The sequence below is a fragment of the Methylocaldum sp. RMAD-M genome, assembly GCF_017832375.1.
Lineage (GTDB): Bacteria > Pseudomonadota > Gammaproteobacteria > Methylococcales > Methylococcaceae > Methylocaldum.
On record NZ_JAFIBZ010000013.1, the window covers coordinates 1 to 23,813 of the forward strand.

Consider the following 23,813-nt stretch of genomic DNA (forward strand, 5'->3'; position numbering starts at 1 on the left):
GCGATTGGAAGGGTCGCGACTAAAGCGACCGTTTGCGATTGGAAGGGTCGCGACTAAAGCGACCGTTTGCGATTGGGAAGGGATTGCCGACCTACCTATCGGGCTCCCTGATACCGGATCGGAAAATGCTCTAGCCTGCCTCTGCGGGGTCGCCATGGCATTTGACCTCTGATTCTTCTACCGCCGCGTCGAGCTCGACCAGTACGCCACCAGCCAGTTCCTCGAAACCGAGCTGCCCCGCCATTTGACGGTGATCGGCACAGTCGCGGCCAACATCCCCTACCTCGGCGTCCTGATCACGGCCATGGGAATCATGCTCACGTTCCACCCGATGAGGATGGACAGCGGCGCGCCTCGATCGTGACCGCGACCCGATCCCTGTGATTCCCCTGGTCGATGCGATACCGGCATTGCCGGTGATCATCCGGACCACCGCGACCTTCGTCAGCGGCCAGATGCCGGTGACGCTCGGCCCGCGCTCGCGCCAGGTGGCGGCGATCATCCCCTCCGATTACACCGACTGAAGCGTGGCGCCGGGTGAAAAGCCTAACCGCACTCAGCCGTTTCCCGCACCGTCCGACCGGCGGTTGGCGCGAGCGCCCGCGTTCTCGGGCCTGACGGCTGGCACCTGTCTTGCACTGTCTTCTGGTAGCGCCGGGCGGGCGCTTGGGCGCGGAGCCCCCTCTTCCTCCGCGCCCGCCGTCCGCCCGCGCCTGTGCTATTCGCCTCACTGGGTTGCCGGCGCCGCCTGCGAGCGGCGCTCTCTTTTGCATGGATGGACCGCCCGATGGATGCCGCACCACCACTTCGGATTGCCCGCCCCGCACCCGATGAACCTGACGCGCCGCCCCCGGCCGCCTGGGTCCGGGCTGTCCAACGCGCCCAGCAGCGCACCCCCTGTTACCGCACCGAGGAACGGTTCCAATGCACCGTTCCCGACTGCGAATGGCGCCGCGCCTGCCTCAAACTCGTCGCCGCCTGGCAGCGGTGAAAACGGCCTGGACCTTCTCGCTTACATCCGCCCCGAGGTGAGAAATGGGTTACATCGAAACGGCACTTACACGACCGGAACGTTCTCGATGGAATGATTAAGTTCCGGCACGCTAGTACGTCTCGAACCGAAACCCCGACGGTCACACTATTCAACCCACAGAAAATGGCTGTATTCGAGACTGCGATGCGCCGGGCGGGGCAAAAGTCACATCGATTGTGTGTTTTGCCATACCAATCACTGATCGCACCGCGATTGTGTCGCCATTTTTTGCAAAACCTTTTGGGACTTCCGAGTCACCAAAAGGAGCAAAAACTTGGCGACAAGTGATTGCCTGCGGCGCCCCGGACGCCCTGCGTTCGACCGGTCCCGACCCGACAAGGGGTCGGAACCTGGCTCCACAATGGCTCGACGCCCGGTCGCGATGCCTTGTGGATGGCCTACGACCGTTGCTAACGCAACGACCTTCGGCCATCCACCCGGCGCTCGGGCTTCCGGGGACTACTCGACTCGCTCGCATTCGCATCGCTCCATGTCTCGCAGCGATGGATCAGCCGACGCGGATGCCGTCCCATCAAGCACTTGAGGAGGGTGGCATGGCGATTGCCTTTTATGGAAACATTCATGCTCAAGAGTCATGACATCGCTCAATCGTCATGCTCTGCCGGCTTTGGCGGCATCGCCGCGCTCCATTCGTGAAAAGTGTTCTTTCGGACTCGCGGTGTTTCCACAGTTTTACTGTATCGGCCCCCTAGATATGGGTTAAGGGAGCCGTTGCTCAAGCGGCGAATTTTGCTTGGTCGTTCTTCTTTTCAAACGCCAACAGCACTGCTGCTCTATCAAAACATTAGTGCTTAGCCGACTGGGGGCACCGCCTCATTTCCAAGCCATGAGGCGGTGATTTCACGATCGAGAGGAGAAACAGATGACACCCAGACTCAGGCGCCAGGAATGCGATCCAGCCATACAAGCAGACGCGCCGGTCCCGCCAGCATTTCCGTCGGCACGGTACTTCCAGATTCATTTCGAACAGCTCTATCAGTTGATACACGAACTCCGAGAGAAACTCGATGCCACAGCTAGAGAGCTGGCGCAGCTTCGGGCACTTACAGGAGCCGATGTCGAGCGGTCTCAAACCGCCTCGGACACGCCGGTTTCGCCGGTTGGCCGCGGGATATCGACGGTCATTGACACCCCCACACAAGCGGAGGCACGGGAAAAAACGAAACGTGAAATTTCCGATTGCCAATCGCAGCGGCGTCTAACGAATCGACGCAAGCCGGCGGTCAGACAATCCTAGAGACGCCGGTCGGACGCACCGGAATGCGCCGGCCGGAGCGTCCAAAGCATATTGGTTCAGAGATCAATCCGCCCCACCGCATGGGGCATCTGTTTTTCTATTCATCATTTCGGGCCATTGCCGACGATCGACACTACATATCTCCCCGAGCTGTAGGACCAATCGAGATTGCCGCGCATCCACGAGCACAGAACCGAGACAAAACGCTGAACGTCGCTATCGATCGCAGCTCCGAACGTGGGCAATTGCTCTTTTAATGCGATGAAATTGCGGACTTCTCTATTCGTCAGCTCCGCCGCTTGCTGAATTGCATCCTGAAGAGACAACCGACGATGGTGCTGGAACGTCACGACCAGGTTATGGACATCATTGTGCTGGACTTCCTTGGCGAAAGAAATGATGTCGTTGGACCAACAAACCACATTGTTCGCCATCCGGATCAGATTCTGCAGCGTATCGTGTTTGCGCACGTGCAGCGGCAGACTTATGTCTTCCACGACGTCTATGAGCTCGATATCGGTATAAAGTCCTCCGGTAAACGGGCGCATCGTCACATACGTTAGCGGGTCCGGCGTAATTCCGCTTGCACGGTTTTTAGCTTCCCAAACCGAGGATTCGAAATATTCGACGACGCTGAGTATAAACCGGCACATCCAGTCGTCGTTTGCTATTTGCCGCAGTCTAAGGTAAAGGTCGTGCAGTGCTCGAGCAAGCGGCAGATCCGTTTCGTTAGGCTCGCGACCGGTAAGAATTTCAGTCAACCGCTCATGAAAATGGGCAAGTTTATCCGGACTCCGCCCGAAACCCGACTCGTCGCATTGATCGTCGCGAATGAATAGCCAAGTGTTCCAATCCGAGACGATATTAAGTCCTTCGTAAGGAGCATCGGGATAGGCGCGGGCTGCCAACCAGCTGAATTTGGAAGCTTCCAGCCGCTGCCATTCGCGATCGTCGGTAACCAAATTGAAACGCCTCACCCACGCCAGGGTATGACGATTAGCCGCTTCGGCATGAGAATTGAGGCGCGAGGGAAACGGACAGTAAAATTCGGGTAGCGTGATCGTACTCATAATTATTAGTTGATAAAAGTAGTATGCGGATGCCGCTTACGATCCAACCAACGGTAAATCGATCACGGACATTGTTGCCGGCTTTAACTGTCGATCGGGACGTCCGATAAAAAAGCCCTGTACCAGATCGACTCCTAATTCTCGAAGCCGAATTAGTGTCTGCGCATTTTCAACTCCTTCGGCGACGATTTTTTGCCTGTAGCCATGAGCGAGCGTGGTCAGGGCGCTGACAAACACTTTGTCGTCATCGTCATTGGCTAGACGGCTGATAAACGAACGGTCAATCTTCACATGCTTGATCGGCAAGTGTCTTAGGTAATGAAAGGACGCAAACCCGGCCCCAAAATCGTCCATCGCGAATCCGAAGCCAATATCGGTTAATTCGTCCATAATCCGCCGAGCCGCCTCTAAATCGGCGATCGCGGCAGTCTCTGTGATCTCGAGCAATAAACGTTCCGGAGCCAAGACTCCGTCGCGCGCCGCTTGTTTGAGCGGCTCCGCCCATCCCGGATCGGTCAGCGCGGCAGCGGAAAGATTAATCGAAAGGCGCGCCGAACGAACCTTGCCAAGGATTTCGATCGCCTCCCGAGTGACATATGAATCGATGGCGCTCATCAAGTCCGAACGCAAAATGACGTCCATATATTCACCCGGAAGAACGATGCGTCCGTCGTCCAGCTTCAAGCGAAGCAGCGCCTCGTGATAAGCGACAAGCCCCGTCGCCACGTCTACTACGGGCTGATAATGAAAAAATAGACGCTTTTGATCCAAAGATTGGGCGATAACGTTGCGCCAATACGCCCGGTGACTGATCTGAGCGCGTTCTTCGCCCGAGTGAGAGAACAAATGCCACCGTCCTCGCCCTGCTTTTTTTGCCTGATACATGGCCGCGTCGGCGTTCGCCATAAGCTCTTCCACATCCTTGCCATGTTCCGGAATCAGGGCGATACCTATGCTCGCGGAAATGCGATAGCTTCGGTCGCCGAAGCGGAAAGGCTTCTCGGTCAAGCGCTGATTGAGATCCTGAGCAAAGTACTCTGCTCCCGACCGGTCAGTACCGGTCATCAGAACGGCGAACTCATCGCCCCCCAAGCGAGCCAGAACATCCGACTTGCGTGCCCGCGCCTGCAGCTCATTGGCCAAAAGGCACAGCAGCGCATCGCCGGCAGCGTGTCCGCTGCTGTCATTGACGTCCTTGAAATGGTCCAGGTCGAACAAGAGCAGGGCCGCCGGGGTACCGTTCCGCTCCGCCTCGGCAAAACTCCGCTCCAGCTCGTCCTTGAACCAGAGCCGATTGTGGAGCCCGGTCAATGAATCGTGGTTCGCCAGCCAGCGTATACGGGATTCGGCCTGTACTCTTTCAGTAGCGTCCAAACCGATGGACAGCACGGCAATGCCGTTCTCCTGCTCCAAGCCCAAACGCGTATGCACCCATACGATATGCCGCTTGGTGCCGTCGCAGCAGGTCAGGACCGACTCGTGTTCCAGACGATGCAGCAGGTTGGAGAACAGCTTTTCGAGATTCCGGGCGATATCACTGGTTTCGTTATCGATTTCGATCAGCTCGACGAATCGGGCGTTTTTGAGCGTCTCGCCGGGACGTCCCAAGATCTGGGACGTCAATTCATTAACCGTACGAATTCTGCCGTCGCGAGTTTGAGTCAGAATCAAAACCTGGGCGTTGTCCAGCAGCCCTTGAATAAAGTCCCTCTCCGCCGCGAGGGTGTTTTGATGCTCTTCGATCTGATGAGCCAAACGGATGGACGTGGCATAGAGGATGTCGATTTCGTCTTTCCATTCGACCAGGCGGCTGAGCGTCTTTAGCCGCTCGTTGACTTTGTGATAGTTGCCGTGAGCCAGCAATGGCAATGTCGATGCAAGATGTTGAATGCGCCGTAGCGGAGCATGCAGCAATACCAACAGCAGGACTTCGGCTATGGCTAAAGACATCCCGACGACAACCAGGGCGTCCCGATTGGCCTGGTCGAGCGCCGCGGCCGAAGCGCTAGCATCCACGATGAACATAAGTTGGCCGGTCTCGCCACCCGCCAGGATGTCGTTCAGCGGCGAAGCATAAACCGTGAATTTTTTCTTCTTCCATTCCAGCCATTGGTCGGCTGTGAGCATATCCGGCCCCGGATAGTGCTCGGCGAGATTCCTCAAGAAAGGCTCCAGCTGTTGCGGATTGGACAACGCAGCAACACGCAAGCCCCAGGCTTCCAGAACCTTTTCGCCGGTTCCCGGAGAGGCCACGAGGATTGCGACAGCCGTTCCGGCACCCGCCGAAAAGTCCAGCACCAGATCGGTAATCATCTGGCTGAGAGAAAGGATGCCTACATTTCGTCCCGCAGAAAGCAACGGAACAAAAGCATGAAGGCTGCAACCCGGTTGACAGGTCAAGATTGTCATCGGCTGCTCCGTTTCGAGGACTCGGCTCAAAACGTCCTGTAACCGGTCTTGTGGAACCGCGTTCGCCATTGACGAAGACCAGCTCAGAACTGAATTACCTGCCGCATCGAACAGCTCGATCCGCTCGACGTCCAATTCGTACCGTACGCTGGAAAAAAATCCCTGCAAACGGGCAGCGGTTTGATTCTCGCGCGGCGCCGTGATGAACCGATCCAACCTACCGAGCGAAGCAAGCACCACGCCCAGGCGTTGCAAGCGGTCGGCCGAACGCTCTATAAGCTCTTTGAATTCAGTCCTAAGAGCCGCGTTGCGAACGGCTTGCTGGTTTTTGAATTGAGTCCTTAAATTCCAATGGTTCAGTGCGCCGAAAGCGACACCGAGCGTCAACAAGAGCAGACTCAACAGTACAAACCCTTTTCGGCGCAATGTCCAAAAACGGTTTGTGTCATTCCTCATTTATCCTTTCCAGCAACGGCTTCAGAAACGAAACGATACCATTACAGAAAAGAGATCCCAGTGAGGATCTCCCCCGCCTCTCAGCAAGTCGGAATTGTCGTGAGGAGAGAGCCAGGCGGTACCTTCCACGTTGTGGTATTCCGCCGCAATCAGCCAATTCCGCACAAATTCCCAGCGGACACCGACGGCAAGATCATAAGCGTAAAAGCGGTGGCGTGCTTGGCCGGTTTGCTCGGCCAAGGAACGACCGCTTCGGTCGTCACGGTCCGCATGAAAAACGTCATAGCGAAGTACGGCCGACCAGTCATCGCTCAATCGGTACTCTCCCTGTACATAAAACCCCTCCGAGGTATTCTCTATGGGAACCGGTGTAAAACCACTGCGACGGGCATCGACCCAACCGTATTCCGCAGTCAACGACCAGCGCTCTGCATTATATTGCAGAGAGAACAAAGGATATAAAGCCTGGATGTTGCCGGATGGAACTCCGCTTGCACGCGACCTGAAGTCACGGTCCAGGTCGACCACGCTGAACATGGCACGCGCCCGCCCGCCCATCCACTCATAGACGGCTCGCCCGAGAAACAAGGGACGCCCATCCATTCTACCGGGCGAGTTGAGCATGCCGGTGAGGAAATCGGTGGCATCGCCGGTATCATCCTGCGGTTCCGCGACCATGAATTCCAAATTGAAGCGATGATCGCCCCAGTTATAGCGGCTATACAGCAGTCCTCCGTCGGCCGAGATCATCGCCTGCCTGAGCCCGAGCGTGTCGAAATAAACCGACTGGGGCAGAATCACCGAAGGCCGGGTCCAGACCACATCCCGAGTGTCGTTGTATAGTCCGAACGGTATTTTGACTCGCCCCGCCCGCACGCCAAGCGTTAAAGCCGAGTCGAGAAACGTGCCGTTGTAATCCACTTGGGCAAAATCGAGCCGAAAATCCTCCCGATCGGAACCTCCGGCGTTGCGATAGAGCCCTTGAGCGGAAAACAACAGGTTTGGCAGCAATCGCACGGATCCGTTGACGCCAATTTCGGTGAAATCCAGACTGCCGCCACGGCTCGCGCCGAACACTTGATTGCTCGTGGTATAGGTAAATCCTTGACTCGCAAAACCATGCAACTGCCAGTCAATAGTGCTGAAATCCAGCGCCGCTGCCACGCCGGATACGAAAAAGCAGGCGACCGTTGCAGCCATACGCGCGATCGTTCGAGGACCGACGATCCGCATGGCCAGCGCCTTCCCTAGAAAACCCCTATTTGTCAACATATCCAATACCTCCAGGAGTCGCCCGAACCATCTCGCGCATTTCTCCGACCGTCTCGACCATATGCGGGATTAAACCTGTCCCCGAAAAAACCAGCCGGTCCCATGCCGCGCGTAGCTGGAAGGGATAGACACCCAACACTTCCTTGGAAAAACGGACATGCAGAGGATGTTTATCCGGCAGTACGAAAACACGAATTGGCGTGCCATCAGGCCAACTCGTCAATCGCATGAAGAAGATTTCGCGCAGGGTGTCAGCGGAGAGTGAATCAGCTCGCTCTTCCGCTGCATAAATTTTGGGGCTGGGCTCGCCTGCCATGACGGGCTTGCCGGCACAGCCAAGGGCAACGATTACCGCAAGTGCAAGTGATAGGAGAAAGCTAACCCACCCGCACCCGATCAGTCGGTGCAAATTTCCGGTGGATTTAGACATCATCCTCAAGCAACACCTTTTCTTGTTCTTATTCTGAAGAGAGGACCGACAATGAATTGTCGGCTTAACTTTAGCAGAGGACTGTCATCCTGGTTTTCCGACATCCTCCTGCCGAAAATGCGATAAACCGAAAAACGGCGGTTTTTCGGCTTATTTTTTCGCTATGGGAATCGAGACACGCCGATACTGCAAAAAACCAACCCTGTTAGCTGGGCTAGGCTTTCCGTTTCGCTTTAAGGAAGCTCTGAACAAGTGGATTCCGTTCATGCCCTTCGACAGGCTCAGGAGAGCGTTCGACAAGCTCACCACGAACGGAATCAATACCTTACCGTTCGTCCTGAGCCCTTCGACTCGGCTCAGGACAGGCCTGTCGAAGGACTTAATCAGAGCTTCCTTAAGGAAACTCCCGCGCATTTTTTTCCGGCGGTTCCGGGCGAACTCGGTTATTCGGTCAACGAATAGTGACACCACATCCCCCCACGCCAAGCCGATACTACGACCAAAGACAGCGTTTTTACAACAAACGGACGACTTGATCCGCGACTACTACGAACTTTTCGATCTTTATCGAAGGCGCGGCGTTACGATTCGCTCTGCCGACCTTCGGATACGTGTTCCTTCCAATCCGGCCCCATAAGCTTCCCGGATCAACCTGCTCACCATTTGCAAACAAGTAACATCGCGGTCCACGCACGAACGTTCGAAAGTAGCTTTTTTATCGGGATAGATGAGCAGTGTCAAACACGCAATATGGGTTCCGATAACTTCTTATGCACATAAGATGTTAATTGTTTTAAGATTTACCACTCGGACGGGACTCGACATCGTCGCAACATGCAATGTAGAGCGCCATTTCGATGGTGCTATTGAACATGTATCACCGCTTATAGCGGGTGTTTTCAACCTAATGCGGCCGCGGGATAGGTGTAGGTGCTTGAAATGATGGATGACGTTTTGTTGGCAACGGAATTGCATGCGGCTTTTCCCATGCGGTTTACAAATCCCCGTCCCCGATGTCCCTATTTTTAGCCGGCATTTCGGTCCTGGCTGCGCTGCTGTCCGCCCTTGCAGCACTGGTCTCGGGGCCGAACGGCTTGTTATGGCACGGAATGCTGCGATGGGTCGGGCAAGCGACTTTCCGTCCGGCGCGGACTAACGAACGACTTACCCCGGGTCGCTTTTCCCGTCTGGCGCGGACAATGCCCTTCGTTCTGTTGGGAGCATCGGGCGGGTTCGCCGTAACAGCCGGCCTCATCGCGCTCCTCGGCGGCGCCACCCGCACCGTGACGCTGCCCTTCGGTCTGCCCTGGCTGAACTGGCACTTGGCGCTGGACCCGCTAGCCGGTTTCTTCTTTTGCGTGCTCGGCATTCCTCTGATCGCCGCCAGCTTGTTCGGTCCCGGTTACGTTCGGGAATTCGAGCACGGCAAACACAAGCTTTCGGTCCTCGGTCTTTTCACCGGGCTGTTCGTTGCCGGCATGGAACTGGTACTGCTCGCCAACGACGCCTTCCTATTCATGATTGCCTGGGAATTGATGTCGGTCGCTAGTTATTTTCTGGTCGCCTACCAGCACGAGCACGCGGCCCATCGCCGCGCAGCCTTTCTCTACTTGCTGATGGCGGAAATCGGGGCGATCGCGATCATTCTGGCTTTCGGCGTCCTCGCGGGATTTTCCGGTGGATTGACGTTCGAGGCTTTGCGCAGTGCGGCGCTGAACCCATTGTGGGCGAGCATCGCCTTCGCACTGGCGCTCGCAGGCTTCGGCATGAAGGCGGGGCTCGTCCCCCTGCATACGTGGCTGCCGGAAGCCCACCCGGCCGCGCCGTCTCACGTTTCCGCTTTGATGAGCGGGGTGATGCTGAAAATCGCGATCTACGGCTTCATCCGCTTCACCTTCGATTTACTGCCGTCTCTTTTGTGGCAATGGGGCGTGCTGGTCCTCCTGATCGGATCGGCGTCAGCCGTGCTCGGGATTCTTTATGCGTTGCAGCAGCAAAACCTGAAGCGGCTTCTCGCCTACTCGTCGGTGGAAAACGTCGGCATTATTTTCACCGCTTTGGGTCTTGCGCTGATTTTCCAAAGTAGCGGACAATCCCTATTGGGAACGCTGGGGCTGGTGGCGGCGTTACTGCATTCGCTCAACCATGCCTTGTTCAAGAGCCTTCTGTTTCTCGGCGCGGGCGCCATCCTGCATCAAACCCATGAACAGAGCATTGAGAACATGGGCGGTCTCATCCACCGCATGCCGAAACTGGCGGCCTTGTTTTTGATCGGCACGCTGAGCATCTCCGCCCTGCCGCCTTTCAACGGCTTCGTTTCCGAATGGCTGATATTCCAAACGGCCTTGCAGGCCGGCAGCATCCAAAGCGGCATACTCCGCAGCCTGATTCCGACTGCCAGCGCGGTGTTGGCACTGACCTCCGCATTGGCGGCCACTTGTTTCGTCAAGGTGTACGGCGTGGCTTTCCTGGGGCTTCCCCGCTCCCGCCACATCGCTCGCGCCCGTGAGATCCGCCACCCCGGCATGCTGGCGGGGCCGGCTTTACTCGCCGCCTGCTGTGTGCTGTTCGGCGTTTTGCCGATGCCCCTCATCAACGCGCTAGGCGCTTTGACGCAATCCTTGACCGGATTTGTGCTGCCGAACATCTCGGCCCTCGGCTGGCTATGGCTGACGCCAGTGTCGCCGGAGGTGGCGGCGTATTCGCCGGCGCTAGTCCTCCTGGGCACCGTGGCGGTGGGCTGGCTATGCTATTACCTCCTTTACCGCCGCACCGGTCTTGAGCCGCGCCGGGCCGAACCCTGGGACTGCGGTTTCGGTGGATTGACTCCTCGTACCCAATACACCTCAGGCTCATTCAGCATGCCGATACGCCGCATTTTCGAGCCGGTGTTCGATACCCGCGAGACGGTCGAAGAACAAACCGAAGGACCTGCGAGCACACGCGTGACGGGGCTTCGATATCAATTCCAGGTGTTGGATCGCGCCTGGGCGGTTCTGTACGAGCCGTCGGGACGGGCCGTCACCCGATTGGCCCGCTGGGTCGGGCGCGTGCAGACCGGCAATATCCGCACTTATCTCGGGTACGCTTTTTTTACCCTGATCATTCTGCTGTGGGTGGTGAGCTGATGGCCTGGTTGATGGCAATACTTCAGACTCTGCTTTTCATCGCCTTGGCGCCCTTGCTTTCCGGCTGGATCAAGCGGGTCAAGTGCCGGCTGCAAAACCGGAAGGCCCCTTCTCTGTTCCAGCCTTACCGGGATCTGCGGAAGCTCTACCGGAAGCAGCCCATCGTGCCGCATCCAGCCTCGTGGATCTTCCGTGCCGCCCCCTACATCGTCTTCGCATCCACCGTGCTGGCGGCGGCCACTGTCCCCCTGGCGGCGATTCATTTGCCCACGGCGCGCATCGCCGATGTCATCGTGTTGGTGGGGTTTTTCGCCCTCGGCCGGATGTTCCTGGTGCTGGCCGGCATGGACGTCGGCACCGCCTTCGGCGGCATGGGTTCGTCGCGCGAGATGACGATTTCCTCTCTGGCCGAGCCCGCCATGCTCATGGCGGTGTTCACCCTGGCCATGAGCGCGCATACCACCAATCTGTCCCAAGCCGTGAACTTCGTGCTCGACACCGGACTGGTGCTGCGCCCGTCCTTCGTATTCGCCCTCGGGGGGTTGATGCTGGTGGCGATCGCCGAGACGGGACGCATTCCCGTGGACAACCCTGCCACCCACCTGGAGCTGACCATGATCCACGAGGCCATGATCCTGGAATACAGCGGTCGCTGGCTGGCTCTGATCGAGTGGGCATCCCAGATCAAACTCATGCTCTATGGCGTTCTCATCGCCAACATCTTCTTTCCGTGGGGGATCGCCCAAACCTTCACTGTGAATGCGCTGGCATTAGGTCTCGGAGTAATTACCCTAAAGCTCGCCGTACTGGCGGTCATGCTGGCCGTTTCCGAGGTGCTGTTCGCCAAGATGCGTATTTTTCGGGTGCAGGAGTATTTGAGCTTCGCCTACCTTCTCAGCGTTCTCGGCATGCTCAGCCACATCATTCTGGAGGCGGCTCGCTAATGGATTTCGCCGAACTCAGCCTGTACAGCCAAGCAGTCCTGCTGCTGGCGGGACTCATCGCGCTGACCTCGTTCCTGATGCTCGGCCAGTCCCGATTGGTCAGACTGGTCCTGGTATTCGCCATCCAGGGCATCCTGCTCGCCGCGACCACGGCCATGGTCGCCGGCGTCCTGGATTTTCCCCATCTTTACATTTCGGCGGGTTTGAGCTTTCTGCTCAAAGGCATACTCATCCCTGTCATGCTGCACCGGATGATCTATCGCTTGGGACTGCACCGTGAACTCGACACGATCGAGCATCCGGCGAGGGTAATGATGGGCGGGGCATTCCTGGTGGTCTTCAGTTATTACGTGAGTCTTCCCGTCGTCGCCCATTCGCCCCTGGTGACGCTCAACGCCATTGCTGTGAGCCTGGCCGTCGTCCTCTTGGGCATGCTGCTGATGATCACCCGGCGGCAGGCGGTGGCTCATGTGGTCGGCTTCATGTCCATCGAGAACGGATTGTTCTTCGCGGCCGTGGTGTCCACCTACGGCATGCCGATGGTGGTGGAATTGGGGATCGCGGCCGATGTCCTGGTCGCCGCGGTCGTTTTCGGCGTGTTCTTCTTCCAGATCCGCGAGAGTATCGACTCTCTCGACGTGGATCGGCTCAGCAAGCTAACCGAGGTAGATAAGCCATGATCGCGGCCTATCTCGTTCTGGTGATTCCTCTGGCTGGCATGGCGATTCTCGGACTTCTGGCAGACAGCCGGCGGGCGGGACGCATCAATGTGCACTGTAATGCCTGGGCCTTGGCGGCTTCGATCTGGCTCGCCATCGACGTGCTGGTTCACGGCCCCCGATTGTCTTCGGGTCAGCTTCTCTACATCGACTCCTTCAACGTCTATCTGATCGTGCTTACCGCTTTCGTGGGGCTGACCACGTCCATCTTCTCCGGCCCCTACATGGCTCACGAACTGGAAACCGGGCGCGTCAACGTCAAGCGCCTGCGGCTGTACTATGCGATGTATCAGGGCTTCATGTTGGCCATGTACCTGGTGTTGACGACCAACAACATGGGCGTCCTCTGGGTGGCGATGGAAGGCGCGACCCTGGCCACGGTGCTGCTGGTCAGCCTGTACCGCACGCCCGAGTCGGTGGAAGCGGCCTGGAAGTATTTCATCCTGTGCGGCGTGGGGATTGCCCTCGCCCTGTTCGGCACGGTGCTGCTTTATTTCGCCGCCGAACAAAAACTGGGCATAGGCGGCAACGCGCTGCTATGGACGGTACTGCACGTGAACGCCGGCGCGCTCGAACCCAATATCATGAGACTGGCCTTCGTGTTCCTGCTGGTGGGTTACGGCACCAAAATCGGCCTCGTGCCCCTGCACAACTGGCTGCCGGATGCCCATTCCGAAGGCCCGACCCCGATGTCGGCCATCCTCTCGGGGCTATTGCTCAACGACGCCTTGTACGCGGTGGTGCGTTGCAAGATGCTGGTGGACGGCTCCCTCGGCACCCAGGTCGCCGGTTATCTGATGATGGGCTTCGGCCTCCTGTCCTTTCTGGTGGCGGCCCTGTTTCTGCACCGGCAGACCGACATCAAGCGCCTGTTCAGCTATTCCTCCATCGAGCACATGGGACTCATGACCTTCGCCTTCGGCATCGGCAGCCCTTGGGCCACCTTCGCCGCCCTGTTCCACATGACCACCCATTCGCTGACCAAATCGGCGATCTTCGTCACCGTGGGACATGCCGCCCAGCTCGCCGGCACCCAGCGCATGGACCGGATTCGCGGCCTGATCCTGACCCAGCCCGCCATCGGCTGGGGGCTTCTTATCGGCACCGTGGCCATCGCCGGGTTTCCGCCCTTCGGCGTGTTCGCCAGCGAATTCCTGGTGCTCATCGCCACCATGCGCGATTACCCCTGGCTGACGCCTTTGCTTCTGATCGGCATCGGCGTCGCCTTTGCCGGCCTGTTCCGGCATTTGCAACTCATGGTCTACGGGGACGTCCCGGAGGGCCAAAAGCCCATCCCGGCCAATTTGTTGCCGGTAATGATCCACCTGGCTCTGGTGCTCTGGCTCGGACTATCCATTCCGGGCTTCTTGGGCGATTGGTTCAGCCAGGCCACTCAACTCATTTCAGGAGCATCACCCCTTTGAAACGGATTCCTCAGTCAATTCGAAGCAGTGTGACCGATCTCGCCGAGAACTGGCGAACCGATGCGGTCTCCGGCTTTCTGGTCTTCCTAATCGCCCTGCCTTTGTGCTTCGGCATCGCCATGGCTTCCGGATTTCCCCCGATGGCGGGTATCCTCAGCGCCGTTATCGGAGGCTTTGTCGTCTCCCGGATCGGCGGCGCCCGCCTGACGATCACGGGCCCTGCCGCCGGGCTGATCACCGTCTTGTTCACCGCGGTTCATACCCTGGGCGAAGGCGATCTCTTCGCCGGCTACCGCTACACCCTGGCCGCGATCGTCGTGGCGGGCATTCTGCAATTCCTGCTGGGCATTTTCAGGGCGGGACGGCTGGCGACTTTCTTTCCGGCCGCCATTGCCCACGGTACGCTGGCCGCCATCGGCATCATGATTATCGCGAGGCAAATCCATATCCTGGTCGGCGCCGGACCCGCCGTCGAAACGCCCGTGCAGAGTCTGGCGCATATTCCCCAAAGCCTTCTTCATTACAATCCGGAAATCTTCCTGATCGGCGGCATCGGCCTTCTGATCATGTTTGCCTGGCCGCTGCTGGGAAACAAAGGTTTCGGCAGGGTTCCCGCGCCCATTCTGGTCGTTCTGAGCGGGTTCATACTGGGGCGGGCGTTCGATTTGAACCAGGCTGAGCTTTATCTCCTTTCCGAGGGTCCCGAAAATGAAGCCTGGCACCGGCATGTCTTTGTGAATACTCCGCAATTTCTCGCCGATATTCCGGATAGCTTCTTGGACAGCCTAGTCTTCGCCGATTTTTCAAAAATCGGGACGCTCGCCTTTTGGAATGCCGTTTTGAGTCTCTGGCTGATCGGCAGTCTCGAAACCTTGCTGGTCGCCTCCGCGGTGGATCGTCTCGATCCGGAGCACCGCCGCTCCGATCTCGATCGGGATCTTACCGCCATCGGCGTCGGCAACACGCTATCGGGATTGATCGGCGGCATGCCCATGATTGCCGAGATCGTCCGCAGCTCCGCCAACGTCGGTTACGGCGCGCGCAGCAGTTGGTCGAATTTCTTCCACGGCCTCTTTCTGCTGTTGTTCGTGGCCTTGTTCCCGCGTCTCATCCGCGATATTCCGCTGGCATCGCTCGCGGCTTTGCTGGTCTACGCCGGGTATCGACTCGCTTCGCCCAAGGCGTTCGCCAAGACGCTCGATATCGGCTTCGAACAGCTCGCGTTGTTCATCATTACCATCGTGGGCATTTTGACTACAGACCTCCTGATCGGGGTTGCCATCGGCATTGCGGCCAAGTTGCTGATACACCGCTGGCAAGGCGTGAAACTCGGGAATCTGTTCCAGCTCTCCTATCGGATCATGCGGGACACGAACGGCTTCCGGATCAAGCTCAACGGTGCGGCCATCTTTTCCAATTTTCTGGCCCTGAAGGATGAGCTGGCCGAACTGCCGGCCGGCGAAACCATCGTTTTCGATCTGACCTACGCATCCCTGGTCGACCATACCGTCATGGAGTTCATCGAACACTTCCGTCACGACTATATTGCGGCAGGCGGCCGGTGCGAAGTTCATGGCCTGGAGCGATACGACGCCTATTCGGATCATCCGCTGGCGGCGCGCCGCCGCAAGCTATTCAACTGGAGAGCCGGCCGCGGTGAATCAGTCTAAGGAATTCGTCTCGAAGAATTCCGGCCGGCAGGAGTCGATCATTACGGAAAACCTCGACGCGCGTGCAATGCTCGATGCGGCCCTACTTTCGGAAGGCGTGAAAATCCTGCCGATCACGCCCAGTCCGTTGCTGCCGGCCGACTTGACCGAGATCGAAAGCGAAGACTGGGGCAAAACCGCGCAGCAAGCGAGCGCGCAGAACTGGCGCTGGGCCGGGGCATGGGCGGAAGACCGCGGCTCCGACCTGGCAATGAATGCCTGCCTCGAGAAGGAAGGGCGCTACCTGATCCTCCGAACCTATCTGCCGCCGGACGAACCCAGCCTGCCTTCGCATGCGCCATATTACTGGGCGGCGGATCGGGCGGAGCGGCATATCCGGGATCTGTTCGGCATCCGTTTCATCGACCACCCGGACCCCAAGCGCTGGATTCGCCATCAGGCCTGGGACGAAAACGCCTATCCCTTGCGGAAAAACTTCCCGGCCGACGGACAACCGCCGCCTTCGACGCCACCGGACAGCAACTACCCTTTCCTCAAGGCCCATGGCGCGAGCGTCTACGAAATTCCGGTCGGCCCGGTCCATGCGGGAATCATCGAGCCCGGCCATTTCCGCTTCCAGGCGGTGGGGGAAACCATCCTGCACCTGGAGGAACGACTCGGTTATGTACACAAGGGCATCGAGAAAATCGCCGAAGGACGTGATCCGTTAGGACTCGTCAAGCTGGCCGGGCGAGTATCGGGCGATACGCCAATCGGTCATAGCTGGACCGCCTGCATGGCGATGGAGCGCGCGGCCAAGGTCGAAATTCCCCTGCGCGCGGCTTATATCCGCGGCATCCTGGCGGAACGCGAGCGGGTGATCAATCATCTGTGGGACTTGGCTGCATTGTGCAACGACGTGGGATTCGCCGCGGGCTACTATCAGTTCGGCCGTTTGCGCGAGCTATGGCTTAGGGAAAATCGGGCGTTGTTCGGCCATCGTTTGATGATGAATACATTGGTTCCGGGCGGCGTATCCGTGGATGTCCCGCCGGATGCGGCTGGTCGCATGCAGGATTCGACTGCATCGCTGCGACGGGAACTGGACGAACTGCTGCCCATACTCGACGCCAACTCGTCGCTGGAAGACCGGTTCCTGACCACCGGCGTGCTGTCCGGCGAACTGGCTTCTGCTCTTGGCGCTTTGGGCTACCTGGGCCGGGCGAGCGGACAGCGGTTCGACGTGCGCCGCGATGTCCCCTACTCCCCTTACGAAAGTCTGAAGGTACGTGTGCCAGTGGAAGTCCAGGGTGATGTGGCCTCGAGATTCTGGGTCCGTTATAAGGAACTGCGCGCCGCACTGCGCTTGATCGAGCAAATGCTGGCCGGCCTCCCTTCCGGGGACCTTGTCTCGGAATGGCGAACACCGAAGGAAGGCGCCGAAGGCTTCGGTGCCGTGGAAGGCTGGCGAGGCGAAATTCTCTGCTACGTCCGTTTCGGCGCGGGCGGCCGCATAAGCCGCTATTACCCGCGCGATCCCAGCGTCATCAATTGGCCGGCCCTGGAAAAACTCGTGCTCGGCAACATCGTGCCGGATTTTCCGGTCTGCAATAAATCGGTCAACGGATCTTATTCCGGTCATGATCTTTGAGATAGGTATCAGCTTTGAGCCGTCAGCAGTCAGTTTTCAGCTGATGGCTGACGGCCACGGCTGATGGCTGACAGCTTTCTCCTGGAGGTTTCGATGTTACGACTGTATGGCAAAATTTTTCGAACCGGAGTGCTAACGGAGGGCATTCCGCCAGCCTCAAAAGACGAGGCCGTCGAACGCGAGGGCGCCAGGCTCAAGGCAGTGATCGACAAACGTTTTCGGGGCAGCCTGTCCATCCGCCAGGTGGATGCCGGCTCCTGTAACGGCTGCGAATTGGAAATCCACGCCCTCAACAATGTTTATTACGACGTTGAGCGTTTCGGCGTGCATTTCGTCGCTTCTCCGCGCCATGCCGATATCCTGATGGTGACGGGGCCGGTCTCGCGCCATATGGAAGCCGCTTTGAAACGAACCTACGAGGCGACGGCCGATCCCAAATGGGTGATCGCCGTGGGCGACTGCGGGGTCTGCGGCGGCGAGTTCGGCGTGTCCTATGCCAGTTGCGGCGCGATTTCCAATGTAATCCCGGTGGATCTCGCCATTGCCGGGTGTCCACCAACCCCGATCGATTTGCTGCGCGGTTTGTTATCCTTATTATCGGATTCCGTAACGAACCAAGCACACGGATAACGACTCGAAAAGGAAGGGTTCCGAATCATGCCGCTGTCGTCATGAGCTTACTGGGCAATATTATTTGGCTGATCTTCGGTGGTTTGATCACCGGGTTGGGATATGTGATCGGGGGAATAGGCCTCTGCCTTACCCTGATCGGCATACCCTTCGGCGTTCAGTCGATCAAGCTCGGGTTTGCCGTATTCGCGCCGTTCGGCAAAGAGGTGGTGGAACTCGACGGCGCGAACAACCCTTTGCGGATCATCTTCAACCTGATCTGGCTGCTACTTTTCGGCTGGGAAATTGCGCTCGCGAACCTTGCCAGCGCAGCCGTACTGGCCGTCACCATCATCGGCATTCCTTTCGCCTTGCAGCACATCAAGCTGATTCCGTTATCGCTGTTTCCCTTCGGGCGGGACTTCCGGCCGATTCAGTCCTAGAGCATTTTCCGATTCGGTGTCAGAGAGCCCGATAGGTAGGTCGGCAATCCCTTCCCAATCGCAAACGGTCGCTTTAGTCGCGACCCTTCCAATCGCAAAACGGCCGTCCTGGGAGCGCCAGGACGCCCCTTCCAACAAAATCCTTTGCCGAGCCGATACGTCGGCAAGGGATTGCCGACCTACGTTCTTCCCACCCGACACGAAGCCGTACACCGAGATGAAAAACGCTCTAGCCTGCCGTGAATCTGGCGCCCCTCAGACTCGAGTCCGAGCGGGCGTTACGCCGTATTCGAACGGACTGCATCGACCTCGTCGGCATCGTCGAAAAAACGCGGCAGGTGTATCGAAAACTCCGAACCCCGGCCGGGGCCGGCACTATGGGCCTCGACTTCTCCCCCATGCATCTCCACCAATCGCTTGACCAAAGTGAGCCCAATGCCCAAGCCGCCTTGAGCGTGCGCAAGACTTTGATCGGCCTGGCTAAAAAGGTCGAAGACATGAGGCAGAAGCTCTTCCGGTATGCCGACGCCGTTATCCCTGACGCGGATGCTCACGCGGGACTCAGACGCTTCGACCGCCAGCCATATCTTTCCGCCTACATCCGTATATTTGGCGGCATTATTGAGCAGATTCGAAATGACCTGCGCCAATCGTACCCGGTCGCCTTTAACCTGGAGATGACGGTCCGGCATCGTCACCAGGAGATCATGATCGCGCGCTTCGATCAGAGGCCGGCTGGCCTCGACGGCTTGATCGATGACCGTCGCGAGATCCAGAGTCGTCGGGTGCAGGCTGATCTTTCCCTGAACGATGCGGGACACGTCGAGCAAGTCGTCGACCAGCCGAGCCAGATGATCGACTTGGCGATCGATGATGTCGCGCGCCCATCGAAGCCTCGTCTCGTCCGGCTCGAGTTTTCGCATGACCTGCACGGCATTCCGGATGGGTGCTAGCGGATTCCTGAGTTCATGGCCCAGCATCGCGAGAAATTCGTCTTTGCGGCGGTTGGCGTCACGCAACGCCTCTTCGGATCGGGCGAGTTTTTCGGTGCGCTCTCTCACCCGCTGTTCCAGTTTTTCGCAAGACTCCTGCAACTCGCGCTGCACCCTTCGTCTTTCCGCGATCTGACCGGACAATTCCTGATTGACCGCCTTTTGCCGATCCCTTGCCGAAGTGAGATCGCTCAAAAGGTCCAGATTATCGAAACGAAGCCGCAAGGATTCCGCCACGGTCGCGTACAAGCGCTCGGAAATCATCCACATCATGGCTACGAAGAGCACTAACATCGCTCCCATCGCGATATGGACATCTCCGCCGTGGCGTAGTATCTGCGCCGTATACGGAAGCAGTGCCGGCAGCAGAAAGACCAGAAAAGCGTGACGGAACGAAGATAAGGTCGACATCGCTCCCGCGACCATTCCGCCGAGCACGAAACCGAGAAATATCTGGTGCACATAACTGTGCTCGACGAAAAGGAAAAATCCTGCCAAGCCCCACAGCGCCCCGTTGGCGGCGACGCCGAGCAAGAAAAATCGGGCCCAGCGAGGTGCATCGGTGCTCGTCGGATTAGCTTGCGCATAGGCGCGGAGCAGGCCGTAACGAACCAACACGAGAGCGCCGACGGCCAATAGCCAAGCGATTGCCAACGGTCGGGAAACCTCTCGCCAGAGAATGAGGACCAGGATCGCGGCGTTGGCCGCCGTGGCGATCAAAGCCGACGGAAGCTGTTGATACAGAAGCTTGATCTGCGACGCTCGCATTTCATCCGCATGGATGGAATTTCTCTCCTTCCCAGCGAGACGGGAGCGACGGAAGCGATCAGGAATTCTCATACCCGATATCCGAATTGGACTTTAAGCACGCCTGCACCGGTCACCGCAAAATCTCGAGCGAACAGAAGGCTGGTCCACCATTCTCGAAGCCGCCCTCGCCAGAGGGGTACACGTGTTACCGCTCGCCGACGATTTCCGCATGGCGACTCCCTCGCAGCACTGTGTCAATGCAATCCGGTCTGAAAGAGCGAGGGCAGAGCGAACATCGATCGGTGGCAACTCCGGACGGTGGAAATTCTCGAACGGATTCCAATAAGACACCTTGGGGTCTCGAAAAATCCAGCAAAGAGTGCACCACAACGGCGTATCCCGAGAGGATACTCTACCTTCGCGACGTTCGCGCGATCAATCCAGCCGCTTCTTGAATCGCAGCATGGCGACGCCCAGAGTGATGAGCATGAACGCCATCAAAGCCGACATTTCGGACAGCAGTTCCGACAATTCCGCGCCGCGCAGCATGATACCCCGGATCAGCCGGACGAAATGGGTCAGCGGAAGCAATTCGGCAATATATTGTGCCGCCCTGGGCATGCCGTCGAAGGGAAACATGAAGCCCGAAATAAGTATCGAGGGCAAGAAAAAGAAAAAAGTGGTCTGCATCGCCTGAAACTGCGTCCGGGCCAATGTCGAAATCACCAATCCCATCGTTAAGTTGGCCGCGATAAACACCAATGCGGCCAGATAAATATCGATCATTCGGCCTTGAATCGGCACGTGGAACAGCAGAACGCCGAGCAAAAGTATCAGGCTCACTTGGATCAATCCGATGATGACGTAGGGAATGATCTTCCCCACCATGAGCTCCAGATTTCTTACCGGCGTATTGATGAGCAGTTCGAGATTGCCGCGCTCACGCTCCCGCACGATGGCCACCGCGGTGAACAGCACCATGGTCATCGTCAGAATGACTCCCATCAAGCCGGGCACGATATTGACGGCCGAGCGCCGTTCCGGGTTGTAATAATTGCGGATCTCGAACAAAGGCACCTCAGTGGTCTGCCTGGGCGCCGTATCGTAGCGCAAGCTCATTCCGGTAAGCTGACGCGCGGCAGCCAGGATCAGAGGGTCGGACCCGTCTATCATGAGCTGGGCGGCCGGTCTGTCACGCCTTGCCAGACGCTGCCCGAAATCCGAAGGAATGAAAATCCCGACCGAGATTTCACCTCGCCGAAGCAGGGTTTCCAATTGTTCCGGCGTTTCTACCCGCCGGGTAATGTCGACGACTTGAGATGCTTGCGCGTCGGCGGCCAGAATGCGGGAAAACTGCGTGTTGGCGTGATCGGCCACGCCGGCGCTCAAATGGCGCACATCGGTATTGATGGCGAAACCGAACAGCGTGATCTGCAACAGCGGAATGCCGACGATCATGCCGAACGTCAGCCGGTCGCGCCTGAGCTGGCGGACCTCCTTCCGCAGGATGGCAAAAAGTCGCAGCAGACCTTTCACGCTTGCGCTTTGAGATAGCGGCCCTGGGTGGCGGCGACGAAGACGTCTTCGAGGTTCGGGTGGGTCAACCGGGCATCGAATTGAAGCCGCTGCCCGATGAGACCCGTACGGATTAGCGCCAGCGGATCGGCAACGGATCGGTCTAGCAGCACCCGCAGGCGCATGCCGAGCTGGGTCACGCTGAGCACGCCGGGCAAATCCGTCAGCAGCCGCCGCACGGTCCTCGAATCGCCGGTTTCCATTTCCACGACGCTGGCGTCGATGCGCCTTTCCAACTCCTGCGGCGCGCCATCCGCGACCACCCGACCGCGGTCCAGGATTGCGAGGCCATGGCAGCGCTCCGCTTCGTCCATGTAGTGGGTGGACACCAAAATCGTCGTCCCCTTGTCGCAAAGCTCGAACAGGCTTTCCCAGAAATCGCGCCGGCTCTGCGGATCGACCGCGCTGGTCGGTTCGTCCAAAAACAGCAGTTCCGGCTCGTGCACCGTCACCGCCGCTAGCGCGAGGCGTTGCTTTTGGCCTCCGCTGAGTGTCCCGGCCCGCTGCCGCTCACGGTCCGCGAGATTGTATTTATCGAGCAATTGGCCGATGCGCTGCCGGGCGGACCTACGCGGCAGACTGTAGACATCGGCCATGAACTCCAGGTTTTCCCGGACCGTGAGATCTTCGTAAAGCGAGAAACGCTGGGTCATGTAGCCGATTTTTCGCTTGATGGCTTCGGCTTCGCCGGGAATACGATGCCCCAAGACTTCGGCCTCACCCTCCGACGGCGTCAGCAGACCGCACAGCATGCGGATCGTGGTCGATTTGCCGGAGCCGTTCGGTCCGAGAAATCCGTAGATCGTGGCGCGGGAAATGGCGAGATCGACGTGATCGACGGCGATGACGGTACCGAAACGGCGCGTCAGCCCGCGCGCCGTGATCGCATAGTCGCCGCTCATGGCCGCTCGGACCGCCCAACGGCCGAGAGTTCAGCCTCGACCGGAAGCCCGGCCGGCACGTTTCGGACCGTTTCGCTCAGATAGATTTTCGCGACATAGCTTAGACGCCGCCGGTCGCGCTCGGTCAGGGCGAAGAAGGGCGTAAAGACGGGATCCGAACTCACCATGCGAACGGTGCCTTGAAACGGCTCGGCGACACCGTCCAGCCAAACCCGGGCGGCGTCTCCGGGCATGACGGATACACGGATCGGTTCCGGAATGTAGACCCGTGCATAGGGCGCAGCACCGGAGAGCAGCACGGCCAGCACGGCGCCGACTTGCGGCTGATTTCCGAGCTTGAGCGGCAGGCTGTCAAGACGCCCCGCCACAGGCGCCCGCACGGTCAGGCGTTCCAGATTGGTTTCGGCGACTTGCACGGCCGCCTCGGCGGAGGCCAGCGCCTGGCGCGCTTGCTCCACTTCTTCCACACGGGTGCCGGCCTTGAGCTCCTCGAGTACGGCCGAAGCCGAGTCGCGCTCGGCAAGAGCGGCTTTAAACTCCCGTCTTGCCCGGTCCACCTCGTCCGGACTGACGAGCTTACGGGGCAGCAACTCGTTCACCCGCTCGAATTCGCGACGGCGTACTTCGTACACCTGATGGGCGCCTTCGAACCGGGCCTTTGCCTCCCGGATGCGCTCGATCCGGGGTCCCCTTTCCAGTTCCTGTAACCGGGCGGCAGCCCGATCCCGCGCCGCCGCCGCCTCGTTCAGCCGAGCCTGTTGCCGTGCCGGATCGAGGCGCACCAGAACTTGCCCCGATTCGACCCAGTCGCCTTCTTCGGCCGGAATTTCGACGATAGGCTCCGATACTTCGGCAATCAACTCCACTCGATCCCATTCCAGAATGCCGACCACGCGGCGGCTCGATTGGTCCTGTCCGCAACCGAGAAGCAGCAGCGCCGCCGCAAGGACTGAAGCATTGTAAATTGGGCGTATCATTCGCTCATGGTAACCGCTTTCGGCCATGTTCAGCCATCGAGCAAGATCGAAAGCGAATCGGAAGCCGACAGCTCTCCCGTTTCCCCGGTCTAAGCCGTATCATTCCACCATCATCGACATAA

18 protein-coding genes are annotated in these 23,813 nt (G+C 58.6%); 9 read left to right on the forward strand and 9 right to left on the reverse strand.

Features of this window, described 5'->3' with window-relative positions:
• Positions 1-130: 130 nt before the first annotated feature.
• Complete coding sequence (locus tag JOD69_RS24705) at positions 131-502, reverse strand: hypothetical protein (RefSeq protein ID WP_240502528.1); 372 nt, start codon at positions 500-502, stop codon at positions 131-133.
• Positions 503-1,916: 1,414 nt separating this feature from the next.
• Here JOD69_RS24705 and JOD69_RS13590 point away from each other — a divergent pair.
• Positions 1,917-2,291, forward strand: coding sequence for a hypothetical protein (locus tag JOD69_RS13590; protein WP_086134524.1), 375 nt, complete (start codon positions 1,917-1,919; stop codon positions 2,289-2,291).
• Positions 2,292-2,395: 104 nt separating this feature from the next.
• On the opposite strand, the gene JOD69_RS13595 is transcribed toward JOD69_RS13590, so the two are convergent.
• From JOD69_RS13595 to JOD69_RS24710, 4 genes are read right to left on the reverse strand one after another with little or no spacing between them, the layout of a single operon-like run.
• Positions 2,396-3,361: a hypothetical protein gene (locus JOD69_RS13595; RefSeq protein WP_156880017.1), complete on the reverse strand. Its 966-nt coding sequence runs from the start codon at positions 3,359-3,361 to the stop codon at positions 2,396-2,398.
• A gap of 36 nt (positions 3,362-3,397) precedes the next feature.
• A complete protein-coding gene (locus JOD69_RS13600; protein WP_086134525.1) occupies positions 3,398-6,226 on the reverse strand; it encodes an EAL domain-containing protein in 2,829 nt (942 codons plus the stop codon).
• 21 nt (positions 6,227-6,247) lie between these two features.
• Positions 6,248-7,498 (reverse strand): porin, encoded by a 1,251-nt coding sequence (locus JOD69_RS13605; protein WP_133716447.1) that lies wholly within the window; start codon positions 7,496-7,498, stop codon positions 6,248-6,250.
• Complete coding sequence (locus JOD69_RS24710) at positions 7,485-7,931, reverse strand: substrate-binding domain-containing protein (protein WP_240507015.1); 447 nt, start codon at positions 7,929-7,931, stop codon at positions 7,485-7,487. The genes JOD69_RS13605 and JOD69_RS24710 overlap by 14 nt, the downstream gene beginning before the upstream one ends.
• A gap of 1,010 nt (positions 7,932-8,941) precedes the next feature.
• Between JOD69_RS24710 and hyfB the strand changes: the two genes are divergently transcribed.
• From hyfB to JOD69_RS13650, 8 genes are all read left to right on the forward strand, one after another.
• Positions 8,942-11,056: a hydrogenase 4 subunit B gene (gene hyfB, locus JOD69_RS13615; protein WP_086134526.1), complete on the forward strand. Its 2,115-nt coding sequence runs from the start codon at positions 8,942-8,944 to the stop codon at positions 11,054-11,056.
• A complete protein-coding gene (locus tag JOD69_RS13620) occupies positions 11,056-12,000 on the forward strand; it encodes an NADH-quinone oxidoreductase subunit H (protein ID WP_077730505.1) in 945 nt (314 codons plus the stop codon). Before hyfB ends, JOD69_RS13620 begins: the two co-directional genes overlap by 1 nt.
• Positions 12,000-12,680: a formate hydrogenlyase gene (locus JOD69_RS13625; RefSeq protein WP_086134527.1), complete on the forward strand. Its 681-nt coding sequence runs from the start codon at positions 12,000-12,002 to the stop codon at positions 12,678-12,680. Before JOD69_RS13620 ends, JOD69_RS13625 begins: the two co-directional genes overlap by 1 nt.
• Positions 12,677-14,143: a hydrogenase 4 subunit F gene (locus JOD69_RS13630; protein WP_077730503.1), complete on the forward strand. Its 1,467-nt coding sequence runs from the start codon at positions 12,677-12,679 to the stop codon at positions 14,141-14,143. Before JOD69_RS13625 ends, JOD69_RS13630 begins: the two co-directional genes overlap by 4 nt.
• Positions 14,144-14,172: 29 nt before the next feature.
• Positions 14,173-15,813 (forward strand): SulP family inorganic anion transporter, encoded by a 1,641-nt coding sequence (locus tag JOD69_RS13635; protein ID WP_240507017.1) that lies wholly within the window; start codon positions 14,173-14,175, stop codon positions 15,811-15,813.
• Complete coding sequence (locus JOD69_RS13640; protein ID WP_240507019.1) at positions 15,800-17,443, forward strand: NADH-quinone oxidoreductase subunit C; 1,644 nt, start codon at positions 15,800-15,802, stop codon at positions 17,441-17,443. The genes JOD69_RS13635 and JOD69_RS13640 overlap by 14 nt, the downstream gene beginning before the upstream one ends.
• A 93-nt stretch (positions 17,444-17,536) precedes the next feature.
• Positions 17,537-18,073 carry an NADH-quinone oxidoreductase subunit NuoB gene (nuoB, locus tag JOD69_RS13645; protein WP_086134528.1) on the forward strand — a complete coding sequence of 179 codons (537 nt, stop codon included), beginning with the start codon at positions 17,537-17,539 and terminating at the stop codon, positions 18,071-18,073.
• A gap of 41 nt (positions 18,074-18,114) precedes the next feature.
• A complete protein-coding gene (locus tag JOD69_RS13650; RefSeq protein WP_086134529.1) occupies positions 18,115-18,495 on the forward strand; it encodes a YccF domain-containing protein in 381 nt (126 codons plus the stop codon).
• Between the two features lie 278 nt (positions 18,496-18,773).
• Here the strand turns inward: JOD69_RS13650 and JOD69_RS13655 are convergent, their stop codons facing one another.
• From JOD69_RS13655 to JOD69_RS13670, 4 genes are all read right to left on the reverse strand, one after another.
• Positions 18,774-20,327, reverse strand: coding sequence for a HAMP domain-containing sensor histidine kinase (locus JOD69_RS13655; RefSeq protein WP_086134530.1), 1,554 nt, complete (start codon positions 20,325-20,327; stop codon positions 18,774-18,776).
• A 345-nt stretch (positions 20,328-20,672) separates the two neighbouring features.
• Complete coding sequence (locus JOD69_RS13660) at positions 20,673-21,773, reverse strand: ABC transporter permease (protein WP_086134531.1); 1,101 nt, start codon at positions 21,771-21,773, stop codon at positions 20,673-20,675.
• Positions 21,770-22,714: an ABC transporter ATP-binding protein gene (locus JOD69_RS13665; RefSeq protein WP_156880023.1), complete on the reverse strand. Its 945-nt coding sequence runs from the start codon at positions 22,712-22,714 to the stop codon at positions 21,770-21,772. The genes JOD69_RS13660 and JOD69_RS13665 overlap by 4 nt, the downstream gene beginning before the upstream one ends.
• The gene (locus JOD69_RS13670) at positions 22,711-23,691 is read right to left on the reverse strand and encodes an HlyD family efflux transporter periplasmic adaptor subunit (RefSeq protein ID WP_168175416.1); all 981 of its coding nucleotides are present in this window, start codon (positions 23,689-23,691) and stop codon (positions 22,711-22,713) included. Before JOD69_RS13670 ends, JOD69_RS13665 begins: the two co-directional genes overlap by 4 nt.
• Between the last annotated feature and the right edge of the window lie 122 nt (positions 23,692-23,813).